Origin of the sequence: Mycobacterium sp. 134 (genome assembly GCF_048282715.1) — a bacterium.
Classification (GTDB): domain Bacteria; phylum Actinomycetota; class Actinomycetes; order Mycobacteriales; family Mycobacteriaceae; genus Mycobacterium; species Mycobacterium septicum.
Genome location: NZ_JBLVUN010000007.1, coordinates 91,557 through 106,758, shown reverse-complemented (window position 1 = coordinate 106,758; position 15,202 = coordinate 91,557). Strand labels below are relative to the sequence as shown.

At 64.6% G+C, this 15,202-nt stretch carries 17 protein-coding genes; 11 read left to right on the top strand and 6 right to left on the bottom strand.

All coding sequences use genetic code 11. The features are described 5' to 3' along the window. Window positions 1-57: 57 nt before the first annotated feature. Both ACNQVK_RS04350 and ACNQVK_RS04345 read left to right on the top strand, forming a co-directional pair. Window positions 58-969, top strand: a complete 912-nt coding sequence (locus tag ACNQVK_RS04350) for a DNA processing protein DprA (RefSeq protein WP_016894746.1) — start codon at window positions 58-60, stop codon at window positions 967-969. Further along, on the top strand, window positions 966-1,796 hold the full coding sequence (locus ACNQVK_RS04345) for a phosphoribosyltransferase (protein ID WP_016894744.1): 831 nt from the start codon (window positions 966-968) through the stop codon (window positions 1,794-1,796). The genes ACNQVK_RS04350 and ACNQVK_RS04345 overlap by 4 nt, the downstream gene beginning before the upstream one ends. A gap of 3 nt (window positions 1,797-1,799) precedes the next feature. Here the strand turns inward: ACNQVK_RS04345 and ACNQVK_RS04340 are convergent, their stop codons facing one another. Genes ACNQVK_RS04340 through ACNQVK_RS04325 form a run of 4 tightly spaced genes read right to left on the bottom strand, consistent with a single transcriptional unit; the run spans window position 1,800 to window position 4,244 of the window. Then, on the bottom strand, window positions 1,800-1,964 hold the full coding sequence (locus ACNQVK_RS04340) for a hypothetical protein (protein ID WP_016894743.1): 165 nt from the start codon (window positions 1,962-1,964) through the stop codon (window positions 1,800-1,802). A gap of 42 nt (window positions 1,965-2,006) precedes the next feature. After that, a complete protein-coding gene (locus ACNQVK_RS04335; RefSeq protein WP_078332058.1) occupies window positions 2,007-2,531 on the bottom strand; it encodes a hypothetical protein in 525 nt (174 codons plus the stop codon). Between the two features lie 53 nt (window positions 2,532-2,584). Continuing rightward, window positions 2,585-3,388, bottom strand: coding sequence for a hypothetical protein (locus ACNQVK_RS04330; RefSeq protein ID WP_016894741.1), 804 nt, complete (start codon window positions 3,386-3,388; stop codon window positions 2,585-2,587). Between the two features lie 22 nt (window positions 3,389-3,410). Further along, window positions 3,411-4,244, bottom strand: coding sequence for a hypothetical protein (locus ACNQVK_RS04325; RefSeq protein ID WP_418028599.1), 834 nt, complete (start codon window positions 4,242-4,244; stop codon window positions 3,411-3,413). Here ACNQVK_RS04325 and ACNQVK_RS04320 point away from each other — a divergent pair. From ACNQVK_RS04320 to ACNQVK_RS04300, 5 genes are all read left to right on the top strand, one after another. Then, window positions 4,237-5,550, top strand: a complete 1,314-nt coding sequence (locus tag ACNQVK_RS04320; protein ID WP_019344575.1) for an IS256 family transposase — start codon at window positions 4,237-4,239, stop codon at window positions 5,548-5,550. The two genes, ACNQVK_RS04325 and ACNQVK_RS04320, sit on opposite strands and share 8 nt — an antisense overlap. 274 nt (window positions 5,551-5,824) lie before the next feature. Next, the gene (locus tag ACNQVK_RS04315; RefSeq protein WP_016894739.1) at window positions 5,825-6,109 is read left to right on the top strand and encodes a type VII secretion target; all 285 of its coding nucleotides are present in this window, start codon (window positions 5,825-5,827) and stop codon (window positions 6,107-6,109) included. 1 nt (window position 6,110) lies between these two features. Next, window positions 6,111-7,316 carry a hypothetical protein gene (locus ACNQVK_RS04310; RefSeq protein ID WP_016894738.1) on the top strand — a complete coding sequence of 402 codons (1,206 nt, stop codon included), beginning with the start codon at window positions 6,111-6,113 and terminating at the stop codon, window positions 7,314-7,316. Window positions 7,317-7,346: 30 nt separating this feature from the next. Beyond that, window positions 7,347-7,703, top strand: coding sequence for a hypothetical protein (locus ACNQVK_RS04305; RefSeq protein ID WP_016894737.1), 357 nt, complete (start codon window positions 7,347-7,349; stop codon window positions 7,701-7,703). A gap of 60 nt (window positions 7,704-7,763) precedes the next feature. After that, on the top strand, window positions 7,764-8,285 hold the full coding sequence (locus tag ACNQVK_RS04300; RefSeq protein ID WP_088295427.1) for a hypothetical protein: 522 nt from the start codon (window positions 7,764-7,766) through the stop codon (window positions 8,283-8,285). Between the two features lie 112 nt (window positions 8,286-8,397). Here the strand turns inward: ACNQVK_RS04300 and ACNQVK_RS04295 are convergent, their stop codons facing one another. Continuing rightward, window positions 8,398-9,093, bottom strand: a complete 696-nt coding sequence (locus tag ACNQVK_RS04295) for a hypothetical protein (protein WP_016894734.1) — start codon at window positions 9,091-9,093, stop codon at window positions 8,398-8,400. A 47-nt stretch (window positions 9,094-9,140) separates the two neighbouring features. On the opposite strand from ACNQVK_RS04295, the gene ACNQVK_RS04290 reads away from it, so the two are divergent. Further along, window positions 9,141-10,703, top strand: a complete 1,563-nt coding sequence (locus tag ACNQVK_RS04290) for a hypothetical protein (protein ID WP_016894733.1) — start codon at window positions 9,141-9,143, stop codon at window positions 10,701-10,703. Further along, window positions 10,654-11,880 (top strand): hypothetical protein, encoded by a 1,227-nt coding sequence (locus ACNQVK_RS04285; protein ID WP_418028598.1) that lies wholly within the window; start codon window positions 10,654-10,656, stop codon window positions 11,878-11,880. The genes ACNQVK_RS04290 and ACNQVK_RS04285 overlap by 50 nt, the downstream gene beginning before the upstream one ends. Here ACNQVK_RS04285 and ACNQVK_RS04280 read toward each other — a convergent pair. Then, a protein-coding gene (locus ACNQVK_RS04280) for an IS3 family transposase (RefSeq protein ID WP_085989823.1) occupies window positions 11,847-13,069 on the bottom strand; the annotation gives its coding sequence in 2 pieces (ribosomal slippage) (window positions 11,847-12,763 and window positions 12,763-13,069; 1,224 coding nt in all). The two genes, ACNQVK_RS04285 and ACNQVK_RS04280, sit on opposite strands and share 34 nt — an antisense overlap. Before the next feature lie 176 nt (window positions 13,070-13,245). Here ACNQVK_RS04280 and ACNQVK_RS04275 point away from each other — a divergent pair. Continuing rightward, window positions 13,246-13,461 (top strand): hypothetical protein, encoded by a 216-nt coding sequence (locus ACNQVK_RS04275; RefSeq protein ID WP_418028597.1) that lies wholly within the window; start codon window positions 13,246-13,248, stop codon window positions 13,459-13,461. A 133-nt stretch (window positions 13,462-13,594) separates the two neighbouring features. Beyond that, window positions 13,595-14,914: an IS256 family transposase gene (locus ACNQVK_RS04270; protein ID WP_016894482.1), complete on the top strand. Its 1,320-nt coding sequence runs from the start codon at window positions 13,595-13,597 to the stop codon at window positions 14,912-14,914. The last annotated feature ends 288 nt before the right edge of the window (window positions 14,915-15,202 follow it).

The window sequence follows — 15,202 nt, the reverse complement described above, 5'->3', positions numbered from 1 at the left end:
ACCCGCAGGGCGGGATAGCCTCGCCCTAGCATGCTGATCAGGGAACGGAGGTGCAGCATGGCGTATTCAGCTGCCTCCACCGTGGTGGCCCTGATGCGCGATCTGCCGAAGACGCTGACGCTGGCCGGCATCGGAGAGGCGCTACTCGACGTCGGCTCCGCTGATCAGCTGTGGGAAGAACACGTTGCCACGACCCTCGTGTCGGTACCGGGAACTGAGCCGGATCGCGATGCTGCGGCCCGTGACGTCGAGCAGTGGACTGCGCGCGGTTGGCGAGCTCTGACGGTTCTCGATACCGCCTACCCGGATCGGGTGCGGGCAGCACGGCGTCCGCCGGCACTGCTGATGACAGAGGGCACCCTCGCTACGGATGCCTACAGCGTTGCAATCGTCGGCTCTCGCAAGGCGTCAGCCGCCGGCATCGACTTCGCCCGCGGTGTCGCGCTTGGTCTCGCGGCTCACGATGTCACTGTGGTGTCCGGGCTCGCTGAGGGAATCGACACGGCCGCGATGACCGCCGCGCTGGAACTGGGCGGCCGTGTGGTGGGTGTCATCGGCACCGGTATCGACCATGCGTACCCGGCGCCGAATGCCAAGCTGCAGGCCACCATTGCTGAACGCGGACTGCTGCTCACGCAGTTCCTTCCGGGATTCCGGGGCGCTCCGTGGGCGTTCCCTGCTCGCAACAAGACCATGAGCGCCTACTCCGGCGTGACGGTGATCGCCGAGGCCTCCGAGAAGTCCGGTACCAAGCACCAGGCGACGGAGGCGGTCGCCCATGGTCGCAGGTTGGTGCTGCACAGCAGTGTCGCGACCGGCACGACATGGGGCAGGGAGCTCCGTGACCGGCCTGATGTGTTCGTGGCGAGCACCGCAGGTGAAGCGGTTGCGCAGTTGGAACAGATCGCCGCCGCGGATCAGACGGTGCGATCCCACCTGGCTCGTCAGCCGGTGGGCACCGCCTGGTGACCGACCGGCAGACCGACGTGCAGCTGCGTCACGACATCGCCGTCGCTCTGGGCAAAGTCGCGTACTTCCACAACATCGCAGCCGGTCCCGGTATCTGCCGTGTCTGCCGCGGACCCGCGTCGGGCTCCGACGTGTGCTCCCGGTGCCAGTCCACTGAGGCGGCCCTGGACGGCGCGACCTGTGATCAGACGTTCTTCCTCGCGTACGCCGACGGACAGAATCCCGGAGGTTGGTCGCAGAGCGCGCAGACGATGCGGCTCTACAAGGAGATCCCTCCCACCGAGCTCTGCGTGGAGCATGTGCACGAGCTCGCATTCGTCGTCACTTGGATCCATGACGCCTGCATGCTTGCCGTGGACGGCGGGTGGGATGCCGCCGCGTTCGTTCCGTCGCGAACACCGCGGGAGGGGCTGCACCCGGTCGCCGGTATCGCGCGCAACGTGGCACGGCTCGCGGTGGATGACCCCGCTTCTGGCGGTCCGCACGAGATCCAGCGCGTGGCCCTCGAACCCGGTCCCGTGAACTTGCCGCGCGTCGCCAACGCCGACCGCTTCGCGGTACCCGAAAAGTGGCGGTCCAGGGTCGAAGGGAAGAGGGTCCTCCTCGTCGACGACACGTGGGCGACGGGTACATCGATCCAGTCGACCGCCGCTGCACTCAAGGCTGCCGGGGCCGTCAGTGTCACAGGGCTGTGCGTCGCGCGGTGGCTCAGCTGGGACTGGGAGTCACACGTTCCGCTGCTCAAACAGGTCACCACCAAGCCCTACGACCCGTTCGACTGCTTCGCGGGCACACACCAGTGCCGGCTCAACCCTCAGCACGAGTAGCTGTCATCGCTCTACCCATCGTAGGAGTTCGGCGGTCGACTCCGCCGGCGTCACCAAGCCCGTTCCGCGCAGCTGCCGGTGCCACGCCCGCTCCCGTGCGAAGAACTGCTCCACGTCGTCGGGTAGCCGCGGTCCCGACAGGTCCTCCGCGTATTCGTCCATGACCATTTAGACGCACGCCGCGGATGATCGGTTCCGCACCGGCGACTTTCACTGCATAACCGCCGCGTTGTCAACGGAACGTGCGGCCACGGCTATCTGCATGCCTGCATCTGCGGCGAGTCGCAGCTCGTCATCGTTGATCGAGCTGCCGGGAAGGGCGGTGACCATCGCGTACACATACGCGCCGCAGGTGTCGAACACCTGCGAAGCGAGATCGCGGTCCAGCGGCACGATGCGCACGTCCCCGGTGGAAGCATCCTCGATGACGGCATCCCGCAGTTCGGCTGACGCACTCACCGCGTCGGGTTGAGTCATCGCGGTGTACCCGAGCACAGCGGCGGCCAGCAGATGATCGGGGGAGGACGGGCAGATGCGCCGGGTCTGCGGGCCGTGGGTAGGCCGGCCCACTGACGGGCAGCGTTGAACCACCCACGTAGCGCGGGTCCCCTCCATCAGGACCAGAATGTGGCTGGGGCAGAACAACTTTCCAGTAGCGCCGCTAGAAGGTGCGCCGTGGTGGGAGCTGTTGGACACAGCGCCGATCATGATGTTCGCGGTGACTTCGGTAGGCATGACGGTCCTCGATTCGGTGTGGAATTTCCTGACTCACACCACGATCCGGAGAGTTAGGACATCGGCCTGTCGGTCAAGGTGTCGCGCCACTCGAACAACTTGTGTTGCGCGTTGCGCAGGACGCGGCGTCGCCCCTCGCCGACGTCGTCCGAGGCGAGAGCTTGCTCGATGAGTGCCAGGCGCTCCACAGTCTCGGACAGCGAGTAAGGGAAGAATCCGAGTTCATCCATGCCGCGGCCGCGTATCGGGCTCCCGGCGCACGGACGTCCCCGGAAGACTCGCACGGCGGTCACCTGCGGATCATCGCCGTCATCGTCTCCGGAGGCGAGTTCGACACTGACGACCAGTCCACCGTTGAAGACGCTCTCCATGCTCAAGACGTTGAGAAGTTCGACCGCGCGGCTTTCGGGGACCTGCATCCATTCTGCGAGTTGGACCAGTTCGATCTCGTCTTCGCTGTGCTCCAGGAAGCGCAGGATACGGCCCACGTCGTCGATCTCGTGAGTAGCGCTGTCTAGCGAGGTCAGGAACGGAGACACGCTGCCGATTCCAGATCGTCGTGCTCGCCACTCATGCCAGATCGCCATGAGCTCGTCACTGGTGAGGTGAAGACGGTCCGGTTTCTTGGGTACACGGAGGCGAATGCCGGTTCTGTTGGGAGTCATCGGTTTCGTCAGGTCGGTTTCGATGAGTCCGCGGTCCCGGAGTGTGCGGATGTCACGGCGCCACTTACGGGCACCGGCGATCCCGTCGTACATGCCCATCTCGTCGCGGATCATTTGCGCGTCCGCCGCGTCGGCCCCGCGCGCTTCGCCGAGAAATCGCAGGATCGTCAGAAGTCGCTCGGTTGGTGTCATGCTGCGGCCTCCCGGGTCGCCGTTAAGCCCGGTGGCCCAGGCCGGGCAGGCCGCCCCCAACGGTCCGTACGCTACGGCTACCGCTTGCGCGGCGTGACTTGTCGTTCTCGCGGCGGGCCTGGTGGATCGAGCATAGAGTCGCTCCGAGTCGTCCTGATCCTCGGCACGCATGAGGCTTGCCGTGCGGCGGGATGCGGTTGGTGCCGAAGTCCCGGGCGCACACCGGGCAGTGAGTCGCCCTGCTCACGTAGTCCTCGACGCGCATGCCTTTGGGCATGTCCTTCAGCTGTTTCTTCCGCTGTGCCTCCTCAGCTGCGCGACGCTTCGCCTCGGCGCGCTGCTGCTGCTCCTTCTCGGCCGCCGCCGCACGCTGGCGCTTCCCGGCTTCTCGCAACGCCCCGTACTGCTGGCGGTTAGCACGCTCGTCGGTCGCGAGTACCTCCCTGATCGCCGCCGTTGGCACCTCGAATTGGAGTGCGAACGCTTCGATGCACTCCCGTGCGGCCGCAGTCGGTTTCGACGTCAAGAAGGTGTCGCGGTACGCGTCCAGTAGAGCCGCAGTTTGCTCCGCGGTCAGCGACGAAGTGGGCGGCTGCACGGGTTGCCGAGCGCGGGTCGTTGAACCAATGTCGAGGTAGTTCGGCAGTGGCACATCGGCGAGTTTCCGAATGGTCTGGTAGCTGATATTGAAGTGCTCGCAGTAGCCCGCACATACGCGGGCGAGTTCGGTGTGAGCAATGATCAGAACCTGTGGATCCCGGGCGGGCGTGCCTTCCCGGAAGATGATCTGCAAGGAATCCGAATTCTGATCAAGACCAGCGTTGGCGCGCTGGCGGGAAGGCACGCCCGTGCTCACGGTAGTAGACAACAACGACGACTCCAACGAGACCCGCAATGCGGCCGGTGCGGGCCGGTCGTTGCTCGACCAGATCGTCCGCGACGGTGCCCGGCAGATGCTGGCCGCGGCGTTGCAGGCCGAGGTCGCCGACTATGTAGCCCGGTATGCCGGTGAGGTCGACGAACACGGCCACCGACTGGTGGTCCGCAACGGATACCACGCCGAACGTGAGGTCGTGACCTCGGCGGGTGCGGTGGCGGTGAAGGCGCCCCGCGTGAACGACAAGCGGATCGACCCCGATACCGGCGAGCGCAAGCGGTTCTCCTCGGCGATCCTGCCCGCCTGGGCTCGCAAGTCCGAGCAGGTATCGGAGGTGCTGCCGCTGCTGTACCTGCACGGCCTGTCAACCAGTGACTTCGGGCCGGCGCTCGAACAGTTCCTCGGCACCGGCGCCGGACTGTCCGCATCCTCGATCACCCGGCTCACGGCCCAGTGGCAGGACGAGGCGAAGGCCTTCGGCACCAGGGACCTCTCGCAGGTCGACTACGTGTACCTGTGGGTCGACGGCATCCACCTGAAAGTCCGGCTCGAGCAGGAAAAGCTCTGCCTGTTGGTGATGCTCGGGGTGCGGGCGGACGGCCGCAAGGAACTCGTCGCCCTGGCCGACGGCTACCGAGAGTCCACCGAGTCCTGGGCGGACCTGCTGCGGGATTGCCGCCGCCGCGGGATGCGCGCGCCGGCGCTCGCGGTCGGGGACGGAGCTTTGGGATTCTGGCGGGCACTGCGGGAGGTGTTCCCCGCCACCCGCGAACAACGCTGCTGGTTCCACAAACAAGCCAACGTTCTTGCTGCACTCCCGAAATCGGCGCATCCGGGTGCGTTGGCGGCGATGAAGGAGATCATCGGGGCCGAGGACATCGACAAGGCGCAGTTGGCGATCGCAGCGTTCGAACGTGACTACAGCGCGAAGTACCCGAAAGCGGTGAAGAAAATCGTCGATGACGCCGACGTGCTGCTCGAGTACTTCCGGTATCCCGCCGAGCACTGGGTGCATCTACGCACCACGAACCCGATCGAATCGACCTTCGCGACGGTTCGGCTTCGGACCAGGGTGACCAAGGGCCCGGGATCACGGGCGGCGGGCATGGCGATGGCCTACAAGCTGATCGAAGCAGCGCAGTCGCGGTGGCGGGCGGTCAACGCACCACACCTGGTGGCGTTGGTGCGGGCCGGCGCAGTGTTCCACCAGGGCAAGCTCCTCGAACGTCCGGTCGACATCACCCCGGAACCATCGCCCGACACCCCAGTGTCCGAGGTCGCCTGACGACCCTCGATCCACAGGATTTGACTATTTCTCGTTCGGTGTGGGATGCGGCCGCAGCATTACGGACCCCGCGGCGGATCTCATCGATCTGGTCAGCGCTGAGCTCGGGCAGCGGGTCCGTTACTTCGTCGGCGCGCACGGTCGGGACGCTACAGCGCCGCACCGACGAATCGGTTCCACTTCGCCGGCCTGGCCCCGGTTTCCATCGAAATCAGCGTCGGAGCCGCACCGGATCTGGCCTTATCCTTGGATCTCCTGGGGAGGGGGATCGGTCGTGGCAGAAGCCATCAAGGTCGACGCGGAAGGTCTCCGTTCGCACGCTGCCATGTGCGATATTGCCGCCGCCGCGCTGTCCGCCGCTGCGGCACCGGCGCCTACCGGTCATCTCACGCAGGCGACCGTCTCCGCGGTTCAGCACGGCCACACATCCGTGCGGGGCGTGCTCACCGCGCTGGCCGTCCGGGCCACGTCGACCGGTGACACGCTGCGGGCCGCCGCGGGCGCGTATGCGGCCACCGACGATGACTCGGCTCAGTCGATCCGCACGCTGCAAGTCTGAGATGGCTGCGTGGGGCAGCGGGGCACTGACCCGCTCGGACATCGAGGCATGGGACTTCACCCACCTCGAGACCGCTGCCACCCACTGGTCCACCGCCGCGCGGGAAGCGGAGGGCCAGTTCACGACGATCCACTCCGGGATGCTGCGCCCCGGCGGCACCGAATGGGCGGGCACCGCGGCGGACACCGCCGTGGAGAGCAGCTGGCGCGACGTGGTGAAGGTGCGTGGTGTGGGTGACGCCCTTTACACCGCCGCGGGGCACGCCACCGTGGGCGCCGGCGATCTCACCTGGGCGAAGCAGCAGGCGTTGACCGCGATCGAGGAGGCTGAAGCCGCGGGGTTCATCGTCGAGCAGGACCTGTCGGTCCGCGATTCGACGGTGTTCGGTCCTCCGTCGCGGCGGCAGCAGGCGATCGCCTTCGGACAGGACATCCACGCGAAAGTGCAGGCCCTCGCCGCGTTGGACAAGAAGGTCGCCGCGCAGATCACATCGGCGCTCGCGCCGCTGGAGACGTTGCAGTTCCCCGAGGACGGGAAGCACGGTGATCCCGCGACGCAGATGGTGGACTACAGCTTCAAGCAGGACAGTCCGGTCCCGCCTCCGCCGCCGCCCGGGCCGAACGGGCAGGACATCGCCAAGGTGCTCGATCAGCTGCCCAGTGACAGCAGGCCGAACATCAAGGTGGTGCGCTCACAGGCGGATATCGATCGGCTCTGGCAGTGGATGAAGCAGAACGGGGTGGAGAATCCGGGGCGGTACGGCGGCACCAACGGGGTTTCGGTGGACCTGCCCGATGGCACGTCAGTGGGCGAGCGTGCCGCTGCGCGGTCCACTGGCCAGTCGGCGCTGGACGTGAACGTGCCCGGACGGGGCTACATCAAGGTGCACATCAACCCCGACAAGGGCGCCGAACCGAGCATCCCGGCTCCGAAGGCACCGGTCGAGGCGCCGAAGGTGGCGGAACCGCAAGCGCCGCGGGCGGCATCACCGCCAGCAGTGGAAGGCGGTCCCGCCGCCAAACCGGCACCGGTCGTCGAGCCTGCACCCGCGGTGAAACCCACGCCGGGTATCGGGGGCTGGGGCGGGCCGTCCGCGGAGCCGTTCGGGCCGCAGCCGGTGCACCCGCCGGGGAGCATCAACCACCCGTTTCCGATCCTCGGGGAGGACAACCCGAATGAGAGTCCCCGTGACTTCGAGGGGCACTGAGATGATGGCGAACATGAGGAGCAGCCAGCGATGACGGAACCTGTGGGTGGTGCGCAGGACACGCTGCGCAGCGAGATCCTGAACGCCGCGGCTTACGACTGGGTGCCCATGATCGAGGTCGATCAGATCGTGACGCAGCAGCGCCTCGCGGCGGGCGACAGCGAACGGTTCGACGTGGTGACGACGGTGTTGCGTGCGCTGCTGGATGAGGGGTTGGTCAGCGTCGGGGATCTGCCGGGCGACGGGAATGAGGTCCCCGACTGGGGTTTGTCCGCTGATGCCACGATCGAGCGGGTCCGGAGCATGTACGTCGGTCGCCACGCTGAGCCGGAGGAGTGGGAGTACCGCATCTGGATCGGACTCGCACAGGTCCAGCCGGGGGACTGAGCGACTGCGCTTGGAGTGAACTTCGGTCTACGCGGCATGGCACCACGGCAGGATGTGGACATGAGCGATGAGAGCAGCCTGTACACCGAAGCCGAGAACCGCTGGAACGTCGTGTCATTGGACACCGGATACACCCGCTCCGACTTCCCGCTGCGGTGGCGTTGGGAGGCCGACTGCCACCCGATTTCCGACGAGTACACACCCGATGAGATCTCGGCCTACGACCTGTTCCGGGAGTGGGACAAGTATCTGCAGAGGCATGGCGTGAGCCAGTACGGCCTCGTCGCGATCCACTGGTTCGTTGAGGGCTCCGGGTTCCTCACGGGTGCGCCGGCCTTTGGTGACCACGGCGCCGACAACGCGAGCCGGTACGACGCGAGTTTTGATCCGCCGACGTCGACGGCTGATGGTGGCCCGATCAACTGGAACTGTCTCCCCGTCGCCGACAAGGTGTGGCGGCCGGGGCGGGGTGACAAGGGCGGTTTCGTGCAGGAGGCGACGGGGTGGAAACCGTCCGTGCTGCAGCCGACCGTTCCGCTCGGCTTCCTGCGGCACTGCGCCGACGTACGCAACTGGACCTAGAAACCAACTGGAGTTCGTCCACAAAGCGTGGCACACCGCCAGCTGATCACCGGCGCACCGACCAACATCACCCATTTCAAACAGAGCCGGGCGTCCCGCACGGGCTCCCGGCTCAGGCGTGCCATGACCAGAGCACCTTCCCGCCTGAACTTTTCGGAGGTTTCATGTCCCACCGAGCGCACGTCTGACCACCCACGGTCGGCTCCTCATCGTGCAACGCCGCCAGATCGGATGGAAGCAGGCGCACATCGCACGCCGCCACCGGCGTATCGCGCAAGTGCGTCAAGGTGTGGATCGACCGATACCGGGGTCTGCTCCCGCATCGTCGGTCGTGGATGGTCACAAATCCCGCCCCGGTAGTCCGGATAAGCACGCGGTGGTTGTAGCCGAGCAGGTCGAATTGCTTGAGCCACCAGCGGTAGGTGCTGCCGTCGCCGACCTTGCGCTTGCCCTGGATGGCCGGTCCCCACGAGGTCAGCTCGGTGGTGCACTCGACCAGGATCAGGCGCGGGTGGTGCTGGGCAGCGTAGTGCAGAACGCAATTCGCGGTGGCCCGGTCACGCTCGGAGCGGGTAACGCTCTCTTCGAATTCGGTGTCCTCCAGATCGAACAGCGACAGGCCCTGCTCGTAGGCCTTTTTGGTGTTCGCCTGGGAGTGGTTCACGCAGCTCACGCCTGCGGCCAGCAGATCGGCTTTGGGCAGATCACGCACGGAGTGGTAGGCCGTGGACTTGCGGTCGACCAGGTCGGCGATCCAGTGTTCCGCTTCTGGGTGGTTGGCCTCGTGAACGACGACTTCTGTGGACATACATGGTGTTTACGGACAAACTATCTACCTGCGACGAACGGGGTGCTATGGGTGAGAGATGGCTGACGGTGCTCTCCGGTGGCACGCCGTCCGCCCCGCCGAAGCTTCTGGCCGAATTGGCATGGTTCGACTCACTCGAAGGTCTAGAAGCCAAAGCAGGCATCAAGCCCGGCACCCCAGTTGTCATCGACCTTGGCCGATTGCACGCCGACCCAGAGAATTACCGAACGGAACGTGTCTTCACCGAGTTTCTGCGAACCTCCCGTTGGTCACGGCTGAAGCAGGGAACGCGCACGACCTACGCGACCGTGTATCCCCCGATTATTCGATGGCTCGCCAGCCGTTCTATTCCGAAGGCGCTCCACGAGATGGACGCCAACGACATCGCCGAGTGGAAGGAATGGCGCACCGATCCCATCGCGAACGAGAAATCGATCAGCGGTGCGACGTGGAACAAGGAGGTTGCAGCGCTGTCGCTCTTTTTCAAATGGGCAGTGACAAAGAAATACACCGTCGAGAACCCGATCGAAGAGTATGGACCAGAACTTAAGTTCAAGGGCGACAACACCAATCGGGCCACGGCAGGCGGATGGAAAAGCAAGAACGCACGCGTGCGCCGCATTGATTGGATAGAGCCCGAGACTTTCCGCCTCTGGTCCAACGTGGCGTTCCGGGGATACGCAGTAAAGACCTCCGGTGATGGCAAGCTCGTCGGCGCGGGCGAGAACCCATCGTTCCGAGGCCGTAACACCCAACGCAATGCAACATTCGTTGAAACGCTGTACTTCTGTGGCACACGCGAAGGCGAAACGAGCCTGTTACTGACTTTGGAGTTGCCGCAGAAAAGCACTCACGCATTCGCTGAGATGCGCCTGCCTGGTTCTATCACCAAGACGGGTCGCTCGCGCACAATTGTCGTGCCGTGGCTGGTCGACGGGTTACTTCGGCGGTACATCCAGCAAGACCGACGCAGAGCCGTCGCGTTGGGGCGGCGGCACGGAAGCTACAACGACGCCAGATGGCACAAGATCACCGACCACCGGGTCAAACGAGGAAAACTCGAGACCCAGCTCGACGGCCGCAACACCTGGGTGAGCCATGACCAACTGCTCGGCCCTGCACGCCGTTGGCTGCTCGTGGAGGCAGAGGATGGTTGGGAGCCGGCGATGTTGTGGCTCACCGAGAGCGGACTACCTGCCGATGAGCGCAACATGATCAAGGTTATTCAACGCGCCACGAGGAAATGGGTAAGCCTCTGCACGGCAGTAGGTTTCACAGGAAGCGTCCCCTATCTGACGGCGAAAACCCTACGGTATTCGTTCGCGTTGAATTGGCTCATCGCTTGGCACAAGGTCATTGATGAGGAGCTGGGATCACCGCCTGTCGCTTACAGCCCAAGCAGATACGAGGACGCCTACACCGCTGTCCAATGGCAACTTGGCCATCGCGACCTACAAACGACGATGGACGCGTACCTACTCGCAGTGAAGGAACTGCGCGGCATCAACATCTTCCGCGAAGCGACGTTCAAGTCCGTCTACGAGGCGCTCCATTCCCGCCATGAAAGCGTCCTACCAAGCTTGGACCATCGGGCAGGCCTTGATGGCTAAGGGGCGCTTCGCGTCGTTACCTGACGGACAACGCAAGAATCGTGTGAGCGCAGACGGACTGAGCGTCACGATCTGGGACGAGAACGGTACCAAACACATGCCGCTGGACTTCGCGGCCGAGGCTGGCTCCGAAAAGCTTCGCAAGCAATGGGTTTCCTGCATAGCCAGCGCCAACGGGCCAGCCGGCTCATGGCGTTCCATCGAAAGTGCGCGCGGCGGCTCCTCACGCAGTCGCGTGTTTCTCAAGTGGGCTTCTGATCAGGGAATCGGCAGCCTTGATTCGCTGACGGCCGACGACTGGTCCAACTTCGTCTCGTGGGTCCGTGACGCGTACCCCGACACCACGCCGCAGTCCCGCAACTCCAGACTTGCTGCGGTGCGTGTCTTGCTCGCTCAGTACGGCGCGCTGTCATATGAATTCGGACAGGCTCTCGCCCAACGGTATTCGGAGATCAACGAGAACGTCCACCCTGATCACTACACCGCGAGCGAGCTTCAGCAGATTCGATCCGCCGCCACTCGGGCCTTACGCACTGCGTGGCGCCGGATCGAGCCCAATTGGGCACTGGCACAACGGCCGAAGGAATCGGTTCCCGCAGAACAACGCGCCCGGTGGGAGGCACTCCAGGCGCTGCTTCGCGCACCCCACAAAAGTTTGCGCAAAGAAGACGGTCACGCACTCGGCGTGCTAGATCAGCACCGCAATGTTCAAATGGAGGAAGCACGGTGCTTGCTCTTCCTCGCGACGAACGAAGGGCTGGCAGCTTATGGCGCAATCGTTGCTGCGACAGGCGAGAACTCATCGACAACATCACGCCGCAGGACACCCAGTACCGCCGCGTCGGCCGGCTCTGAGAGCATCACGATCTTCACATCTGAGCGGGACAAGCGCCGCCGAAGCGGCGGAAAGTCGTTGATGGCGGAGAATGCAGCCGTCACCTCGCCCCTCGGCAAACTCTTGCAATTGGTCATGGACTGCACCGCGCCGGCACGGCATTCAGCTCACCTCAATCCGGAAGCGCTGCTGGATAGTCATGCGGGTGCACACCAGTCCGTGAAGGACTCCTCGAGCGAAAGCCTCATCCTGTTCATGAGGCGAAACGGAGGGGCCTTGACCCCGGAAACTGGACACGGGGTTTGTGATTACGCGGCTTTCTGCAGGCTATCGGATGTGTGAGCGTTTTCGTAGTCGGCAGGGCTGAGATAGTTGCAGTACGAGTGCCGGCGTCGGGTGTTGTAGCGGGTGATCCACCGGAACACCGCGAGCCTTGCCGCCCGGGGCGATTCCCAGCGGGCTGCGCCTTGCAGCGTTTCGCGTTTGAGTGTCGCATTGAACGACTCGGCCAGGGCATTGTCCGCGCTCGTGCCCACCGCTCCCATCGATTGCGCAACACCCAAATCCGCGCAGATCATCGCGAAACCCTTTGAGGTGTATTGACTTCCGCGATCGGCGTGGAACACTGCACCGGCAAGACCGCCGCGGGTCAGTGCTGCGGCACCTAAGGCATCTTCGACGAGTTCGGTACGCATGTGCTCGGCGATCGACCAGCCCACCAGGCGGCGGGAGAAGCAGTCGATCACCGTGGCCAAATACAAGAACTCATTGTCCCCGCATGGCAGATACGTGATGTCACCGACGTATCGGGTGTTCGGTGCGATCGCGGTGAAATCACGGTTGAGCAGGTCCGGCGACGGAGTGTCGGCTGGTTCGGCGATGGTGGTGCGGTGTTTTCGGCGCAGTCGCAGGCCCTCGATGTTGTTGGCGCGCATGATCCGTGCGATCCGTTTGTGATTGATCCGCTGGTCGGCGGGTTGTCCGTGATTGATCTCGGCGGTGATCCGGGGCCGCCCGTAGGTGTTGTCCACCGTGTGGACGGCGCGGATCTTGTCGGCGAGTTCAGCGTCGGCTGCGGCCCGGGCGGCTCGTTTCTCGGCGGCGTTGATCCATGCGTAGTACGACGAGCGGGCGATATCGATGACCTGGCACAACCGCTTCACCGGGTAGGTGTCGGAGTGGTCTGCAACGAACTGGAAGCGGTTCACCAGTTCGTCTCTCCGGCGAAATATTTGGCCGCCGACCGCAGGATGTCTCGTTCGGTTTCGAGCTTGGTTTTCTCCGCGCGTAGGTGTGCGACCTCGGCGCGGAGCCTGGCGGCTTCCTGCTCGGGTGTCTCGCCGGTGCCGGGCCCCGGAGCGGTGGCGGCGGGTCTGCGGATCGGGATACCCGCATTTCTCAGCCATGTGGTCAGGGAGCCGTGGGATACGCCGAGATCGGCGGCGATCCCGGCTACGGTCGCGCCGCCGGTGTCGCGGTACAGCTCGACTGCGTCGCGGCGGAATTCTTCGGAGTAATTTTTCTTTGCCATCGGGTTAGATCTTCTCGCTTTCCCTGGTCTGAGACCAGGATCAAGCGTGTCCAACCCGCGGGGTCAAGGCCCGAGCGCTAGTGAACAGTGTCTCTCACGTTCCCAAGTCTCTCGACTGGATGCCGTCCGGGCTGCATCTTGACCTCCGACGGCTTCACAGAACGTACCTAACGCGGGTGGCGCAGCACCCTGTAGACAATCGGTATCTCACATGGATTGATGCCTATATCCTCAAGGACCCCAAGAGGATTCAAGAATTGGAGGATATTCACCGCGCCGCGCAACAAAAAGCCCTCGATGCGGTGCGAGGCCTCGCGGTACGACTCCTAACCGAAGAAGAAGCTGCGAAAGAGGGCCTCAACACCGCACCCACCGCCAAGGGCACGCGATGAGCAATGATCAGAACCTGTGGATGAGCCTTGGTAGGGCGGCGTGAATGTGGGCGCGCCTTCCCGGGGATGATCACAAGTCCAGTTCGTTTCTGATCAAGACCGGCGTTGGCGCGCTGGTTGGGAAGGCACGCCCGTGCTCACCGTAGTTCACGATGTCGCGCAGGCCAACGACACCCGCAGCGGTGCCGGTCGGTCGTTGTTGGATGAGATTGTCCGCGACGGTGCCCGGCAGATGCTGGCCGCCGCTTTGCAGGCCGAGGTCGCCGCCTATGTCGACCAGTTCGTCGATCAGGTCGACGAGAATGGGCACCGGCTGGTGGTCCGCAACGGCCACCACAACGTCCGGGAGGTGCTCACCGGCGCTGGGGCGATCGAGGTGAAGGCGCCGCGGGTCAACGACAAACGGGTCGATCCGGAAACCGGTGAGCGGCAACGATTCTCGTCGAAGATACTGCCGGCGTGGGCGCGTAAGTCCCCGCAGATGGCCGAGGTGCTGCCGTTGCTGTACCTGCATGGCCTGTCCAGCAGCGACTTCGGTCCGGCGTTGGAGCAGTTCCTCGGCTCGGGGGCGGGGCTCTCGGCTCCGGCGATCACCCGACTGACCGCGCAGTGGCAGGACGAGGCCGCCGCGTTCGGCCGCCGGGACCTGTCGGGCACCGATTATGTGTACCTGTGGGTGGACGGCATCCATCTCAAGGTCCGCCTGGAGCAGGACAAACTGTGCCTGCTGGTGATGCTGGGGGTGCGCGCCGACGGCCGCAAGGAACTGGTCGCGCTGACCGACGGGTACCGCGAATCAGCGGACTCGTGGGCGGATCTGCTGCGGGACTGCCGGCGCCGTGGCATGCGCGCCCCGGTGCTCGCGGTCGGGGACGGTGCTCTGGGGTTCTGGAAAGCGGTCCGTGAGGTGTTCCCCGATACCCGTGAGCAGCGGTGCTGGTTTCACAAGCAGGCCAATGTCCTTGCCGCACTACCGAAGTCGGCGCATCCGGGGGCGATCGCGGCGATGCGGGAAATCGCGGGCGCCGAGGACATCGACCACGCGCAGGTCGCGGTCAAAGCCTTCGAACTGGACTACGGCGCCAAGTTCCCCAAGGCCGTGGCCAAGATCGTTGACGACCTCGATGTGCTGCTGGAGTTCTACCACTATCCCGCCGAGCACTGGGTACATCTGCGCACCACCAATCCGATCGAGTCGACCTTCGCCACGGTCCGGTTGCGCACCAAGGTCACCAAGGGGCCGGGTTCCCGCGCGGCGGGTATCGCCATGGCCTACAAGCTCATTGACGCCGCACAAGCCCGCTGGCGGGCGGTGAACGCCCCGCACCTGGTCGCCCTGGTCCGGGCCGGAGCGGTGTTCCACAAAGGCAAACTGCTCGAACGACCCGTCGACATCACCCCACCCGAACCGGCCGACAACCCGGCCACCCCGACCGGAACGGAGGTCGCCTGAAAAACACCAATCCACAGGTATTGACAATTACTCGCACGCGATGTCAGGACATACTTCACAACCCGGAGACAGGCACCTACTGCTCGAAATCGTGGCTCTCTTGCTTGGGCTGCAGGAACGCCTACATCGTCACGAGCAATCTTCCCCCGCTCATCGCGCTGCTCGATCTGCTGGACGCTAAGCAGCGGGACGATGACGACCGAGAGCGTTGGCGCAGGGAGTACCTCACTCCATGGCAACAACTCAGGGCGATTCTGGCCGACGTAGATCCGGAGACCATCGTTACGG